Source organism: Campylobacter sp. W0014 (assembly GCF_020135975.1).
GTDB lineage: Bacteria > Campylobacterota > Campylobacteria > Campylobacterales > Campylobacteraceae > Campylobacter_D.
The window spans coordinates 1-15,384 of the sequence record NZ_JACHTR010000011.1 but is presented as its reverse complement, the minus strand read 5'-3'; the positions used below and the strand labels follow the sequence as shown (position 1 = coordinate 15,384).

The 15,384-nt window shown below is 29.7% G+C and carries 13 protein-coding genes and 1 pseudogene; 13 read left to right on the top strand and 1 reads right to left on the bottom strand.

The annotated features are described in order from the left end of the window. The first annotated feature begins 108 nt into the window (after positions 1 to 108). From H2277_RS04965 to H2277_RS04905, 13 genes and pseudogenes are all read left to right on the top strand, one after another. Positions 109 to 2,133 (top strand): ATP-dependent helicase, encoded by a 2,025-nt coding sequence (locus H2277_RS04965; RefSeq protein ID WP_337201248.1) that lies wholly within the window; start codon positions 109 to 111, stop codon positions 2,131 to 2,133. A gap of 85 nt (positions 2,134 to 2,218) precedes the next feature. Further along, complete coding sequence (tpx, locus tag H2277_RS04960; RefSeq protein ID WP_337201247.1) at positions 2,219 to 2,743, top strand: thiol peroxidase; 525 nt, start codon at positions 2,219 to 2,221, stop codon at positions 2,741 to 2,743. Between the two features lie 266 nt (positions 2,744 to 3,009). Next, on the top strand, positions 3,010 to 5,784 hold the full coding sequence (gene napA, locus H2277_RS04955; RefSeq protein ID WP_337201246.1) for a periplasmic nitrate reductase subunit alpha: 2,775 nt from the start codon (positions 3,010 to 3,012) through the stop codon (positions 5,782 to 5,784). Between the two features lie 17 nt (positions 5,785 to 5,801). Continuing rightward, positions 5,802 to 6,545, top strand: coding sequence for a ferredoxin-type protein NapG (gene napG / locus H2277_RS04950; RefSeq protein WP_337201245.1), 744 nt, complete (start codon positions 5,802 to 5,804; stop codon positions 6,543 to 6,545). Further along, positions 6,542 to 7,324, top strand: coding sequence for a quinol dehydrogenase ferredoxin subunit NapH (gene napH / locus H2277_RS04945; protein WP_337201244.1), 783 nt, complete (start codon positions 6,542 to 6,544; stop codon positions 7,322 to 7,324). The genes napG and napH overlap by 4 nt, the downstream gene beginning before the upstream one ends. Continuing rightward, complete coding sequence (locus H2277_RS04940; protein ID WP_337201243.1) at positions 7,321 to 7,845, top strand: nitrate reductase cytochrome c-type subunit; 525 nt, start codon at positions 7,321 to 7,323, stop codon at positions 7,843 to 7,845. The genes napH and H2277_RS04940 overlap by 4 nt, the downstream gene beginning before the upstream one ends. A 9-nt stretch (positions 7,846 to 7,854) precedes the next feature. Continuing rightward, positions 7,855 to 8,770: pseudogene (locus H2277_RS04935) on the top strand (WD40 repeat domain-containing protein). Beyond that, entirely contained in the window at positions 8,763 to 9,098 is a 336-nt protein-coding gene (locus tag H2277_RS04930) for a chaperone NapD (RefSeq protein ID WP_337201242.1), read from the top strand. The pseudogene H2277_RS04935 and the gene H2277_RS04930 overlap by 8 nt, the downstream one beginning before the upstream one ends. A gap of 13 nt (positions 9,099 to 9,111) precedes the next feature. Beyond that, positions 9,112 to 9,309 carry a hypothetical protein gene (locus H2277_RS04925; protein ID WP_337201241.1) on the top strand — a complete coding sequence of 66 codons (198 nt, stop codon included), beginning with the start codon at positions 9,112 to 9,114 and terminating at the stop codon, positions 9,307 to 9,309. 1 nt (position 9,310) lies between these two features. Next, the gene (locus H2277_RS04920; RefSeq protein WP_337201240.1) at positions 9,311 to 9,889 is read left to right on the top strand and encodes a LysE family translocator; all 579 of its coding nucleotides are present in this window, start codon (positions 9,311 to 9,313) and stop codon (positions 9,887 to 9,889) included. A 53-nt stretch (positions 9,890 to 9,942) separates the two neighbouring features. Then, positions 9,943 to 10,191, top strand: coding sequence for a tol-pal system YbgF family protein (locus H2277_RS04915; RefSeq protein WP_137624245.1), 249 nt, complete (start codon positions 9,943 to 9,945; stop codon positions 10,189 to 10,191). Beyond that, positions 10,188 to 10,634 (top strand): CiaD-like domain-containing protein, encoded by a 447-nt coding sequence (locus tag H2277_RS04910; protein ID WP_337201239.1) that lies wholly within the window; start codon positions 10,188 to 10,190, stop codon positions 10,632 to 10,634. The genes H2277_RS04915 and H2277_RS04910 overlap by 4 nt, the downstream gene beginning before the upstream one ends. Then, on the top strand, positions 10,603 to 11,724 hold the full coding sequence (locus H2277_RS04905) for a CCA tRNA nucleotidyltransferase (RefSeq protein ID WP_337201238.1): 1,122 nt from the start codon (positions 10,603 to 10,605) through the stop codon (positions 11,722 to 11,724). The genes H2277_RS04910 and H2277_RS04905 overlap by 32 nt, the downstream gene beginning before the upstream one ends. Before the next feature lie 21 nt (positions 11,725 to 11,745). Here the strand turns inward: H2277_RS04905 and H2277_RS04900 are convergent, their stop codons facing one another. Next, a complete protein-coding gene (locus tag H2277_RS04900) occupies positions 11,746 to 15,258 on the bottom strand; it encodes an acyl-[ACP]--phospholipid O-acyltransferase (protein WP_337201237.1) in 3,513 nt (1,170 codons plus the stop codon). Positions 15,259 to 15,384 lie beyond the last annotated feature (126 nt).

The following is a 15,384-nucleotide window of genomic DNA, read 5'->3' as shown; positions in this document are numbered from 1 at the left end:
TATTTTAAAAATATTTTTTTATTTTACTATAATCAAATATAAAGAATATTTAAATTTTGTATTTTTAAGCAATTTTTTTTATAATTTTAACTTTTTTCAAGGAGTATAATGCCACTTTCTAGATTAAATGAAGAGCAGTATCAAGCTGCGACTGCTGATTTTGGACATAATTTAATAATCGCAAGTGCAGGCACAGGAAAGACTTCTACTATCGTTGCAAGAATATCTTATCTTTTAAGCAAGGGTATTGATCCACAAAAAATAATGCTTTTAACTTTTACCAACAAAGCTAGTAAGGAAATGATCGGTCGTTTAAATATTTTTTTCGATAAAAGCATTACAAATAAAATTCTTGCAGGAACCTTTCATAGCACGGCTTATACTTTATTAAAAAATGCAAATAAAAATATTATTTTAAAGCAGGCTAACGAGTTAAAAACTTTACTTAGAAGCGTTTATGAAAAAAGAACTTTTAGACATTTAAGCGATGTAAAACCTTATCAAGCAAGTTATTTATATGATGTGTATTCTTTATTTCAAAACAAAGCACATCAACAAGATTTTTTCACTTGGTTTTGTAAAAATTATGAAGAGCAGAGTATATATGCTGAAATTTATGAAGATATTTTTAAAGAGTATGAAAACGAAAAAAAGCGTTTTGACTATGTTGACTTTAATGACTTGCTTTTAAATTTAAAAGAACTTTTAAAAGAAAAACAATATGAATTTGATGAAATTTTAGTAGATGAATATCAAGACACAAACACTTTGCAAAGCTCTTTGATTGAATCTTTCAAAAGCAAAAGTTTATTTTGCGTGGGTGATTATGATCAAAGTATTTATGCTTTTAATGGAGCGGATATTAATATTATTGGAAGCTTTAAAGAACGTTTTAAGGATGCAAAAATATTTTCTTTAAATAAAAACTATCGTTCTTCAAGAAGTATTCTGGCTTTGGCAAATAAAGTGATTTTAAATAACGAAAGACTTTATCCTAAAGAATTGGTTGTGACAAGAAAAGATGAATTTAAAGCACCAACTTTATTAACCTTTGAAGAATTGTTCGATCAATATAAAAATATTGCCAAAATGATATTTACGAGCGGAGTAAATTTAGAAGAAATTGCAGTTATTTTTAGAAACAATTCAAGCGCTGATGGAATTGAGGTGGCTTTAAGAGAGCAAGGGATTGCTAGTACTAGAAAAGGTAGTGGAAGTTTTTTTGAAAGCTTGGAGGTTAAAGCTTTTAATGCGATTTTAGCCTTGGTGATTAATCCAAAAGATATTATGGCTTTTATCCATTTAATCCAATACACAAAAGGAGTAGGTGGGGTATTGGCAAAAGAAATTTTTGATGCACTTTTGAAATTAGGGCATGGAAATTTAATCAAAGGTTTTTTAGATCCTGATAAAAACGTGAATTTGCAAAATCATCAAAAAAGAAATTATCAACTTGGTCTTTTTGGGGATTTGGATGAATTATTAGATGAAAAACGTTTTAATTTACAGAGTGAATTTAATGTTCATCCTATTTTAAAAATTTCAAAAATCAATGATTTGTGTGCTAAAAATTTAGAAAAAATTTATTTTTTTCTAAAAGAAGCTATGGAGATTAAACACTCTTTGGCTTTGGTAAAATTAATTTGTCAAAATTCTTTTTATAGAGAAATATGTGAAGAACTCGCTATTAAAAGAGCAACAAATAAAGCAGGGCAGGTTGATTTAACAAGAAAAGCTGAAAATTTAGAAAAAATAGAAGGTAAATTAAATGTCTTAAGAGAGCTTGCTAAAAACTACAGTGATATTTACAAATATTACAATTTTTTAACCTTAGGTGCTAGTGAAATGGGTAGTGAAAAAGGGGTTAGCTTATTGAGTGTTCATGCAAGTAAAGGTTTAGAATTTGATCTTGTTTTTGTGGTGGATCTTGCGCAAGGTCGTTTTCCTAATCAAAAGCTTATGGGAATGGGAGGAAGTTTAGAGGAAGAAAGAAGACTTTTTTATGTTGCGGTAACTAGAGCAAGAAATATACTTTATCTCAGTTATGCAAAATATGATAAAAATAAAAAAACCTCTTTCGCTCCTTCATGTTTCTTGATAGAAGCTGGACTTTGCAAAGCGGAGAAACTTTGATTTTAAAAAAATATTAGTATTTATGAGATATAATTACTCTTAAAACATAATTTCAATGTTTTAAACTATAAAAAAGGAGAATATTATGAGTTCAGTTAATTTTAAAGGAAGTCCAGTAAAGCTTAAAGGAAATGCTTTAGAAGTTGGAGATCAAGCGCCAAAATTAAGCTTAAAAGCAAAAGATTTAAGTTTGGTTGAAATCGGTGCAGCTGGAAAAACTCAAATTATTTTAAGTGTGCCAAGCCTTGATACTCCAGTATGTGCTACAGAGGCTAGAGATTTTAATAAAAAAGTAGCAAGTTATAACGGAGCAGAAGTTATTATAGTGAGCATGGATTTACCTTTTGCTATGGGAAGATTTTGTAGTACAGAAGGTATAGAAAATTTAACTGTTGCTAGTGATTTTGTTTCTAAAGAATTTGGTGAAAAATATGGAGTTTTAATCGAAGATACTGCATTAGAAGGTCTTTTAGCTCGTGCTGTGTTTGTGGTTAAAGATGGAAAAATCGCTTATAAAGAATTAGTTAATGAAATCACAGAAATGCCTGATATTTCTAAACTCGACTCTTTTTTCAATAGCTGCGGTTGCGGTGGTTGCGGCTGTCATTAATCTAAATACTTTGGTCACAAGCTTTTGTGACCATTTATAAACAACTAATCTTTTAAAATATATTTTTTCCTTTTTTTTGATACAGATATAATCTTTAGGATATTTTTTTATTAATTTATATTATTTCTTTTTAATAAAAATTTCTTTTAAAAATACTATAAAATAGATATTTAAAATTATTATTTTTTTGAAAAAATAAGAATGAAAATTTACATTTAATTGTTATAATTAGATGACTTTTTATTTTTTTAAAAGGAGAATAGTATATGAATAGAAGGGATTTTATTAAAAATACCGCTATTGCAAGTGCTGCTAGTGTGGCAGGACTAAGCGTGCCAACTTCTATGCTTGCCAAGCAAGAAGAGAATTGGAAATGGGATAAAGCCGTTTGTAGATTTTGCGGAACAGGCTGTGGAATTATGATAGCTAGAAAAGATGGCAAAATAGTCGCTACAAAGGGAGATCCTGAAGCTCCAGTTAATCGTGGTCTTAACTGTATTAAGGGATATTTTAATGCTAAGATTATGTATGGAGAAGATCGTCTTGTGATGCCTTTAATGCGTGTCAATGATAAAGGTGAATTTGATAAAAAAGGTAAATTTCAACAAGTTTCTTGGAAAAGAGCCTTTGATGAAATGGAAAAACAATTTAAAAAAGCCTATAATGAATTAGGCGTAAGTGGCGTAGGTATTTTTGGTAGTGGTCAATATACTATTCAGGAAGGTTATGCGGCTTTAAAACTTGCAAAAGCTGGTTTTAGGACTAATAATATTGATCCAAATGCAAGACATTGTATGGCTTCAGCGGTTGTAGGTTTTATGCAAACTTTTGGTGTGGATGAGCCATCAGGCTGTTATGATGATATAGAGCTTACAGACACTATCGTTACTTGGGGTGCTAATATGGCAGAAATGCATCCTATTTTGTGGTCTAGGGTAAGCGATAGAAAATTAAGCAATCTTGATAAAGTTAAGGTTGTTAATTTAAGTACCTATTCAAATAGAACCTCAAATATTGCTGATATAGAAATTATTTTTAAGCCAAATACAGATTTAGCAATATGGAACTATATCGCAAGAGAAATTGTTTATAATCATCCAGAAGCAATGGATAAAGAATTTATCAACAAACATTGTGTTTTTGCAACAGGCTATGCTGATATTGGTTATGGTATGAGAAATAATCCAAATCACCCTAAATTTAAAGCTAGTGAAAAAGATACAGTGGAAAAAGAAAATGTAATCACTTTAGATGAAGAAGAGGCAACTTCTTTAGCGTATCTTGGAATGAAAAAAGGTGATAAATTCCATATGAAACACCAAGGTGTAGCGGATAAAAACTGGGAAATCTCTTTTGAAGAATTTAAAAAAGGTTTAGCTCCTTATACACTTGAATATACAGCAAAAGTTGCTAAAGGTGATGATAATGAATCTTTGGAAGACTTTAAGAAAAAACTTGAACAATTAGCAAAACTATACATAGAAAAAAATCGTAAGATAGTAAGTTTTTGGACCATGGGCTTTAATCAACACACTCGTGGTTCTTGGGTTAATGAACAAGCTTATATGGTGCATTTATTACTTGGAAAACAAGCAAAACCAGGTTCTGGAGCCTTTTCTTTAACTGGACAACCAAGTGCTTGTGGAACAGCAAGAGAAGTAGGAACTTTTTCGCATCGTTTGCCTGCTGATATGGTTGTGGCAAATCCAAAACATAGAGAAATTTCAGAAAAAATATGGAAAGTTCCAGCTAAAACAATCAATCCAAAACCAGGCTCTCCTTTTGTTGGAATTATGAGGGATTTAGAGGATGGTAAAATTAAATTTATTTGGGTTCAAGTAAATAATCCATGGCAAAATACTGCTAATGCAAATCACTGGATCAAAGCCGCTAGAGATATGGATAATTTCATCGTTGTGAGTGATTGTTATCCAGGAATTTCAGCAAAAGTAGCCGATCTTATTTTACCAAGTGCTATGATTTATGAAAAATGGGGTGCTTATGGAAATGCTGAAAGAAGAACTCAACATTGGAGACAACAAGTTTTACCAGTAGGTGCTGCTATGAGTGATACTTGGCAAATTTTTGAATTTGCAAAAAGATTTAAACTTAAAGAAGTTTGGAAAGAGCAAAAAGTTGATGATAAACTCACTTTACCAAGCGTCTTAGAAGAAGCAAAAGCTATGGGATATAACGAAGATAATACCTTATTTGATGTATTATTTGCCAATAAAGAAGCAAGAAGCTTTAAAACAAACGATCCAATCGCTAAAGGTTTTGATAATACCGATGCTAATGGGGATGAAAGAAAAATCGAAGGCAGCGATGGAAAAGAATTTAAAGGTTATGGCTTCTTTGTTCAAAAATATCTTTGGGAAGAGTATAGAAAATTTGGTTTAGGTCATGGACATGATTTGGCTGAATTTGATACTTACCATAAAGTAAGAGGTTTAAGATGGCCAGTTGTTAATGGCAAAGAAACTCAATGGAGATTTAATACCAAATTTGATTACTATGCTAAAAAAGCTTCTCCAAATTCTGATTTTGCTTTCTATGGTGGATTTGATAAAATGTTGGCAAACGGTGATTTAAAAGCTCCAATTGATGAAAAACCACATAGTATTAAAAATAAAGCAAAAATTTTCTTTAGACCATTTATGAAAGCCCCAGAAAGACCAGATAAAGAATATCCATTCTGGTTGGCAACAGGTAGAGTTTTAGAGCATTGGCATAGTGGAACGATGACTATGCGTGTTCCAGAGCTTTACAGAGCAGTTCCAGAAGCACTTTGCTATATGAGTGAAAAAGATGGAGAAAAATTAGGCTTAAAACAAGATGATTTGGTTTGGATAGAGTCTCGTCGTGGTAAAGTAAAAGCAAGAGTTGATATGAGAGGAAGAAATAAACCACCAGTAGGTCTTGTATATGTTCCTTGGTTTGATGAAAATGTGTACATTAATAAAGTTACTTTAGATGCTACTTGCCCACTTTCAAAACAAACCGATTATAAAAAATGTGCGGTAAAAATTTACAAGGCTTAATCTAAGGGTTAATAAAAATGAAGGGACGAAGAGAGTTTTTTAGCTTTATTTTTAAGGGCGCTTGTCTTTGCACAGCTGGAGGATTTTTAGCTAATATAAAATTAAAAGCTAAGGATGATTTTTATTTACTTCCACCTGGAGCTGAAAATAAAGAAAGATTTTTAAGCAAATGTATCCGTTGTGGACTTTGTGTTAAAGCCTGTCCTTGGGATACCTTAAAACTTGCTGATTTATTAGATGAACCAAAGACTGGCACACCTTTTTTTAAAGCTAGAGAAATTCCTTGTCATCTTTGTGAGGACATTCCTTGTATAAAGGAATGTCCAACGGATGCCTTAGATAAAAAACATTTAGATCAAGGGATAGAGTCTTTAAAAATGGGTGTTGCAGTTGTGGATTCTTCAGCTTGTATTGCTTTTTGGGGTTTGCAATGTGATGCTTGTCAAAGGGCTTGTCCTTTAATCGATAAGGCTTTAAAATTAGAATATAAAAGAAACGAAAGGACAGCAAAACATGCCTTTTTAATCCCTGTTGTTGATAATGATGTTTGCGTAGGTTGTGGTATTTGTGAAAAAGTTTGTGTTACTCAAACACCTTCTATCCGTGTATTGCCGCGTGAATTTATCTTAGGAAAAGATTCAAGTCATTATGTAAAGGGTTGGGATAAAGATGATGAAAAACGTTTAAAAAATGCTAATTCTTCTAAACATTTTGATGCTAAAAAAGCACAAGATTATCTTAATGAAGGAGATAATTTATGAAATATTTGATTGCTAGACGCATAGTTCAAATAGGAATTTTATCTCTTTTTAGTTTTAAGGCAACGGATTTTATTCTAAAAGGGGATTTGAGTTCTTCTAAACTTTTTAGTACTATACCCTTAAGTGATCCTTTTGCCATTTTGCAAATCTTTTTAGCAAGTTTGAGTGTTGATTTGACTGCATTATTTGGCGCTATAATCATTGCAATTCTTTATGGAATTTTTTTAGGCAGGGCTTTTTGTTCTTGGGTGTGTCCTATAAATTTAATCACAGATTTTGCTGCTTTTATTCGTTCTAAATTTGGATTTAAGAATAGTAAATTTTTAATTTTAAATAAAAAATTTCGCTATTATGTTTTATTTTTGGTTTTAATTCTTTCTTTTGTATTGTCTTTGCCTATATTTGAAAGTTTTTCTTATATAGGGATTGTACATAGAGGAATTATTTTTGGTACTACTTCTTGGATATTTATCGCTTTTGTAATTTTTTGCATAGATACTTTTTTAAGCTCTAGAGCGATTTGTTCTCATATTTGCCCTTTGGGTGCTTTTTATGCTTTCATCTCTCGTTTTGCTTTGCTAAAAATTCAGCATAAAAGTCAAAATTGTACGAAATGTTATCATTGTGTTGAAATTTGCCCAGAAAAACAAGTTTTATGGATGATTGGAAAAGAAGATGCGAAAGTAACTTCGGGGGAATGTATAAGATGCGGTAGATGTATAGAAGTTTGTAATGATAATGCTTTAAATTTTAATATTTTTGATTTAAGGAAAAATTGATGAAAAAGAAAATTATTTTACTTTCAGCTGCAGCAACTCTTTTTTTGGTTGCATGCGGAGTTAATAATGGATTGAGTTCTGAGCAAATTGGACTTAGAAAAGCAAGTTTGGAAAATGAAAATAAAGTTTCCTTAGTGGAAGCAAATTATACCAATTTGCAGCCTGGGGAATCGACTCGTTTTGAAAGATCTTATGAAAATGCTCCACCTCTTATCCCACATGCGATTGCGGATATGCTTCCTATTACAAAGGATAATAATACTTGCTTAAGTTGTCATGATAAATCTATCGCTAAAGATGTAGGTGCAACTCCACTTCCAGCAACTCATTATTATGATTTTAGACACAATAAAAGCACTAAAGATAACATTAGCGATGCGCGTTTTAATTGTACTCAATGTCATGTGCCACAAAGCGATGCTAAGCCTTTAGTGGGTAATAGTTTTAAACCTGAATTTAAAAATGAAAAATTGAAAAGTCATTCAAATTTGTTCGATGTGATTAATGAGGGTGTAAAATAAAAAAATAAAATGAAAAATTTTCTTTTTATTTTGAACCTTTTTTGTGTTTTGTCTTATGCTTATGAGTTAAAAATAAATTCAAATATAATATCTTTAAAACTTGATAAGCAAAACTTATATATAGGCACTGATAAAGGTGAAATTTTACTATACAATATCAAAGATAAAAGTTTGAAAGAGCTTTTATCTTTTCCAAAAATTAAAAATTATTATGGCGATGAATTTGCCAAAATTTATAATATTGATATTTTTAAAAATAAACTTTTAATACTCAGCGAGGGTGATTTTGGCTCTAAAAATTTAAGTTTTTATAAAGAGAGTTTACAAACAAAAAAAACTTGAAGAAAGTAGTATAATAAAAGCGTTTTTTATCGATGAGGATACTTACCTTTTAATCTCCATTGGTTCTGAAATAGAATTGATTGATAAAAATTTAAATCATATAAAAAATTTTAATTTTTCTTATTCTAGTCTTAATGATGTGATGTTAAGCGAAGACAAAAATAAACTAGTTGCGGGTTTTGAGAGCGGAGAAGTTAAGTTTTTTGATTTGAAAAATTGGAAAATACTAAAAAACTATGATAAAATACATAAGGATAATATTTATCAAGTAGATTTTAAAAATAATGTTATTTTAAGTTGTGGAACGGATAGGCGTGTAGGGATTATAAAAAACGAAGAGCAAAGATTTTTACAAAAAGATTTTTTAATTTATGCTTGCGCTTTGAGCCCTAATGGAAAATTAGCAGTTTATAGCGATAATGAAGCTGGAATTAGCGAAGTTTTTAACACGGATGATTTTAAAACTATTAAAACTTTTAATAATGAAAATTTGATGAGTGAATTTATTATTTTTTTAAATAATAAAGATTTTATCATTTCAGGTTTTGGGGATACTATAATGTTTAGGAGTATTGATGAATAATCTTTCTAGTGTTTTAATTACAGCAAAAGAAGAATATGTAGATGATTTAAAAAAAACTATTTCCGAAATTCCTTTTTGTTCAGTAGAGCTTTGTGAAAATGAAAAGATTATAGTTGTAATTGAAAGTGAAAAATTAGAAGATGAATTAAATTCTTATAAAATGCTAGAGCAATTACCAAATATAATCAGTATCAATATGGTTTTTTCTTATCAGGATTTGGATGAAGATATGCAAAAAGCTATAGATAGTGGTGCGATAGAAACAATAGAAAAAAATGAAAAAGCTGAAAATATAAAATATTACGGTAGTATTTTTAATAAAATTTAAAAAAGGTGAAAAAATGATATTTTTAATCCCTTTATTGATTATTATAGGTGTTATTTTTGGAATAGACCATTTATATTTTAGCGATGAAAATAGCAAAATCGAAATACAAAAAGAAATCAAACAAGAAATCAAACAAGAAATGAATTCTAGTTTGAAAGATGAAAGAAGTAAATACATAGAAAAACTTTTTGATTCTAAAACAAAACAATAAAATGGATTATTTGTTATTTATCTTTACTTTTGCGAGTGTTTCCTTGCTCCCAGGTTTATGCATGAACCTTGCCTTTTCTCTAAGCCTTTCTTTGGGTTATAAAAATGTTTTATGGATGATGTTTGGGGAATTATTTGGTCTGGCAATTGTTGTTATTTGCTGTGCTTTTGGTGCCAATTTTATTTCTCAACATGCCAATTTATTTAAAATTTTTAAAATATTTGGAGCCTTGTATCTTTTTTATGTGGCTTTTAATTTGATTAAATCTCATGCCAAAATTCATGAAACAAAAATCACCAAAAAGGCTAAATTTTCTTTAGCTTTTCAAGGTTTTACTACTTCGATTACAAATCCAAAAACTTGGATTTTTATTTTATCGATATTACCTTCATTTTTAAAATTTCATACTAGCGTACTGTTTTTAACTAGCATGATTTTATTGATCGAATTTTGTTCATTAAATTTATATGCTTTAGGTGGAAGTTTTTTTAAAATTTTTATGAATAAACATTTAAATAAATTAAATAAAATAAGTGCTTTGTGTATTATTATTTTAGCAATTGGCATTATGTTTGATTAAAGGCTAGGTTAAATTGCTTTTTGCTAAAATAAATAAAAAACTACTAGGAAAAATTGATGAAAAATACGATTACTGAAGCGTCTATTTATGAAGCACAAGGGCTTAAGGAAGAAGCTTTAGAAATTTATAAAAATATTTTAAAAAAGGATCCTAGTAATCAAAATGCTATTGATGCTGTTCGTAGGCTTAGTGGATTTAGATCTAAACACAAAGATTTAAATGCTCAAATGCTTGATTTTTTTATTAATATGAAAAGCGATACTGAAATCAATGAATTTAAAAGATGGTTGGTAAAAATATGAATTTAGAAGATTTAGCAAAAAAGACAATTAGCGAAGTTAGCTCTATCATGGAAGAGCAAAGAAGACAAAGTGAAATTTTAAAGCAGCAAGAAGAAGATATTGTAAAAACTAATGAAAAAAATGAAGAACCCATCGTAGAAGAGATTTCTCAAGATTTGCAAGATGAAATTATTACAATAAAAGAGCAAGAAATTGAAATTCCAATGCAAAGCAAAGAAAATGAAAATTTATCGTATGCTTTAGAGGAAAACTCTCATTTTATTTCCCAAGAACCTCAAAGCTTTAATGAAGAGATATTTTTTAGCAATCTCAGAGAGCGAATTTTAGTTCTTTTTGAGGGTTTAAATAGTGTTAAAAAAGAGGATTTAGAATCAAGACTTAATCTTACAACTAATTTTTTAGAGTTTTTACTTGCAAATATCGAAGATCGACTTAAAAAATAACTCCGATTTAGTTTTTATTGCAAATTTTTTAAAACCTTACACCCAAAGAGCTTATTTAGTAGGTGGTAGTGTCAGGGATATACTTTTGGGTTTAGAGCTTTTTGATTACGATATCGAAATTTACGACATCGACGTAAAACAATTTGATGCTATTATGCAAAAATTAGGTGCAAAAGGTTTTGGTAAAAGTTTTTTTGTGTATAAATTTAAAAATTTTGATTTAGCACTCGCTAGAACAGAAAATAAAATATCCTATGGACATACAGGCTTTGAAGTAAAAATTTGCAATGATGAAAAATTAGGTGCAAAAAGACGAGATTTTACTATAAATGCTTTGATGATCAATATTTTTAGCGGAGAATTTTTAGATTTTTATAATGGCTTGCAAGATTTAAAAGATGGCATTTTAAGACACATTGATGAGCAAAGTTTTCAAGAAGATAGCTTGAGAATTTTAAGAGCCATTGTTTTTGCTTCAAGATTTGATTTTACAATAGCCAATGAAACTTTAAATTTAATGCGAAATATGGATATTAAAGATCTTAGTAAAGACAGAATCAACACTGAGCTTTATAAATTTTTTAAAAGTTTAAAACTTGAAGTTGGATACAAATACTTACAAGAACTTCATTTGGAAAAAGAAATTTTTAACTTTGAAAGTGATTTTAAAAGTTTAGAATTTCAAAATTTGCTTAAAGAAGCTAGAAAGATTATTAAAGATGAGGCTTTATTTTTATATTTGTATCTTAATTTTTTTAAGTTAGATAAAGAAGTATTTTTTAAAAAAGCTAAACTAAAAAAAGAATATTTAAAAAAAGCAAATCAAGCTTTTTATTTGAACAATGTAAATGATTTTGAATTAGCAAAGATCGCTTTTGATATGCCTTTAAAGGAGTGGTTAGGGCTTTGGAATGAAAAAAGGGTAAAGCAGGCTAAAAAACTTAAACTTTATGAAAATAAATTTGAGAGTAAAATTGTCACGCAAGATCTTATAAATATTGGATTTTTTGGAAAAGCATTGGGTGAAAAACTTCAAGAATTAAAAGAAAATGAACTTAAAGAATATATAGAAAATATAAAAAGAGAGTGATAAATCTCTTTTTATATTTTTTTAAATCAAATTTTTTGCTAATTCTTTAGCTCCTTTTAGATCTACTTTTCCAGAACCAAGCAGAGGAATTTTTTCTACTTTAAAATAGCGACTTGGTTTAAAGATAGCAGGCATGTTAGAATTTTTAATCGCTTCGCAAATTCCTTCAAAAAATTCATCATCACATTCAATAAGTAAAGTGATTTGCTCTCCTTTTTTTTCATCTTCTAAAGCTACGGCACAGAATTTAACCACATCAGTATTTATAAATTTAGCTATTTCTTCTTCTAAAGTTCCAAGAGAAATCATTTCGCCACCGATTTTTGCAAAACGAGAATAGCGATCAACAATATACAAGAAGCCCTCTTCATCAAGATGCCCTTTATCGCCTGTATTGTACCACCTAATGCCATCAATTTCCTTAATCACTTCATCGGTTTTTTCTTTATTGTTAAGATAGCCCACCATAACTTGATGACCACCTATGAGTATGAGTCCGTCTTCATTTGTTTTAAGGTTTTCATAAGTATTTGGATCGACGATTCTAATCGCTGTTCCTGGTAAAGGCATACCCACACTTCCTTCTTTATTTGCACGATGTATGATCCAATAATTCGCATCAAAACGATTTGGAAGATTTACACTTGCTACAGGCGTGGTTTCAGTAGCTCCATATCCTTCGAAAATAGTTTTTTTAAATTTCATTTCAAAAGCACTTCTAACTTCGTTTTTGAGTTTTTCAGCTCCTGAAACTACAATTCTTAAACTTTCAAACATTAAAGCATCTAATTTTTTATTTCTTGCATAAATTCCTAAAAATGTAGATGTTCCACACATGATGGTTACATTGTTTTTAGCTATGACTTTAGCTACACCTAGAGCATCGGTTGGATCTGCAAAGGTGACACTTTTAATCCCTTCAAGTAAAGGTAAAAATGTCGTAACAGTTAAGCCAAAAGCATGAAAAGGTGGTAGAGAAGAAAGTATAACATCACTATTTCTTGTGCATAAAACATCAGAAATTTGAGCAATATTGCTTAAAATATTTCTATTATTAAGCATGATACCTTTTGGTGCGCCTTCGCTACCGCTACTAAAAAGTATAGCCGCTATGGCGAGATTGTTTTTAGAAGGAGTGAATATAGCTTTTAAAATACAAGATGGCAAAATACTTACCATTAGCATTGTTCTTAAGATTTTAGCTTTTTGTTTTTTGAAATTATCCACAATATCTTCCATAAAAACTAAATGAATATTTTCATCAAAATTTAATTTTAAGCCTTTATTTTCTAATTTTTCTAAGAATTTTCTTGAGGTATAAATTTGTGAAATTTGTGCGTTTTCTACGGCAGCTTTTAAAGCCTTTTCTCCAGCTGTAAAATTAAGATTGACAACAACTTTTTGAGCAATTAACACTGAAATATTGACTAAAGAACTTGCAAAGGATGCGGGAAGTAAAACACCTACGCATTCTTCTTTAGGTGCGTAGCTTCCTCTTTGAGTTTGGATGTTTAATTTTTGAGTATTTTCTTTTATGAAAGCACTTAAAATCAAACTAAGACTAAGCATTTTTCTATAAGTGATCGCACCGGCTATAGTATCTATAATAGCTATATTATTAAGATTTCTTTTTGCATTATCAACCCATAATCTAGCGATAGTATGCATAGCTTCACATTGAGATTTCCAAGCCATAAAAGAAAGCTCAAAAACCTTAGCCTTAACTTCATCTTTTTTTGAATGCAAAGACATTGCTTTACCAAAGGCTATGGCTATATTTCTTTTACTTAAAGTTTTATTTCTAGCGGAAAATTCTTCATCACTTCTAGAAAAAGAGCTCCCCCAAAGTCCTCTTATATAAAAAGGTAGGATGATTCCATCACTTTCTTCTAAGTGAGAGCAAGCATGTTCAAATCCGGCTCTAAATTCGTTTAATTGCCCATGTCTTGATAATACACCTTCAGGAAATAAGCAAACAAGATTGCCATTTTTGATATATTCTGCGATAAGTTCTAAACTAGCTTTACTTCCTCCACTTGAAACAGGGATTACGCCAAATTTATCCAAAAAGAATTTAATATACCATTTAGAATAAATGCTTCTTTCCATCACAAAATAAACTTTTCTTGGTATAGCCATTTGAACAATAGCCCAATCTATAAAAGAGACATGATTACCTAAAAGTAGGGCGCCTCCTTTTTCAGGGATATTTTCAAATCCTTCCACAAGCAAACGATATCTTCCTAAAAATGCAATATTTAAAAGAATTCTTATGAGTGAAAATGGGAGTTTATATATAACATAAAGTGCGCCTAAAAGTGCAACAAGCATGATAAAATAAAAAAGATAGATCACGTCAAGTTTTAAATTTGCAAATAAAGTAGCCAAAATAAGAAAAGCTAACATGGTTATATTTTGTATAAAATTATTTCCAGCTAGAATTTTTCCAAGTTCATTTTCTTTGGCGTGAAATTGTATAAGTGAATTTAAAGGTATGATAAACATTGCTCCACAAAAGCCAAATAAAAAGAATAAAAAGCTATAAGTGATCAAATTTGTAAAATAGGGGATGCATAAGGTGATAACAAAAACACCTATTGCGCCCAAAGGAATGAGTCCTAATTCTATATAATTTCTAGAAAATTTTCCAGCCATTAAAGAGCCTAAAATCACACCTATACCAGAAAATCCTAAAGAAATTTGCACAAAAAAGGTATTATCGATTAAAAGTTCATTTTTACTAAAAACAGGAAAAGTAACAAGATAAAGTTGAGAAATAGCCCAAAATATAGAAATTCCAACGATACATAACCAAATGGTTTTATTTTTAAAAATAAGCTTTAAATTTTTAATCAATAATTGGGCACTAAGGTATTCTTTTTTATTGAATTTTAATTCTTTATCCTCAGTTTTTAATTCCGGTAAGCGACAAGCTAGATAAAATTCCACTAATGAAAAAATTATAAGCACAAATCCCAAAGGAGCTACTTGTTTTAAAATATCCGAAGGATAGTTGCCGCTTGTAGGCTGATATAGATTTTCAAAACTCAATGAAAATACAGCCATTCCAGCCAAAATAGCAACTATGCTAACAGCATTAACCGCACCATTTCCCATAGCAAGAAAATCTTTTCCTACCAGTTCTTTTATAAAGCCGTATTTACTAGGGGAATAAAGCGCTGCTTGAATTCCTAAAATAAAGGTAAAAACAAAAGCTGTCCAAAAAGCTCCATTATAATAACAAGCACAAATAATAATGGTTAAAATCACACTAAAACCAGCTGAAATTTTCATAATCCAGTTTTTAGGATATTTATCCGCTAAAAATCCCGAGGGAGAAAGCATTAAAATAAAAGGAAGTAATATAAGCGCATTAACAATGGCTGTTAATAAAAGTTGAGTATCTTCTTCATAAATTTTATAAATAGTGTTTTGGATAATAATTTTATGTCCTAAATCAACAAAAGCATTGATAAAAGCCACAAACAAAAAGGGTAGAATGCCATTGATTTTCAAAAAAGATTTTTTTTGCATTTTTAATCCTTGATTGTTTTTACAAAAAATATTTTAACATAATTTTTTAATTCTCCAAAATAATAAATTTACACTGTGACTGAGTTTTTTGTCTATATTTGTGGGGAGATATTTGACTTATAATTT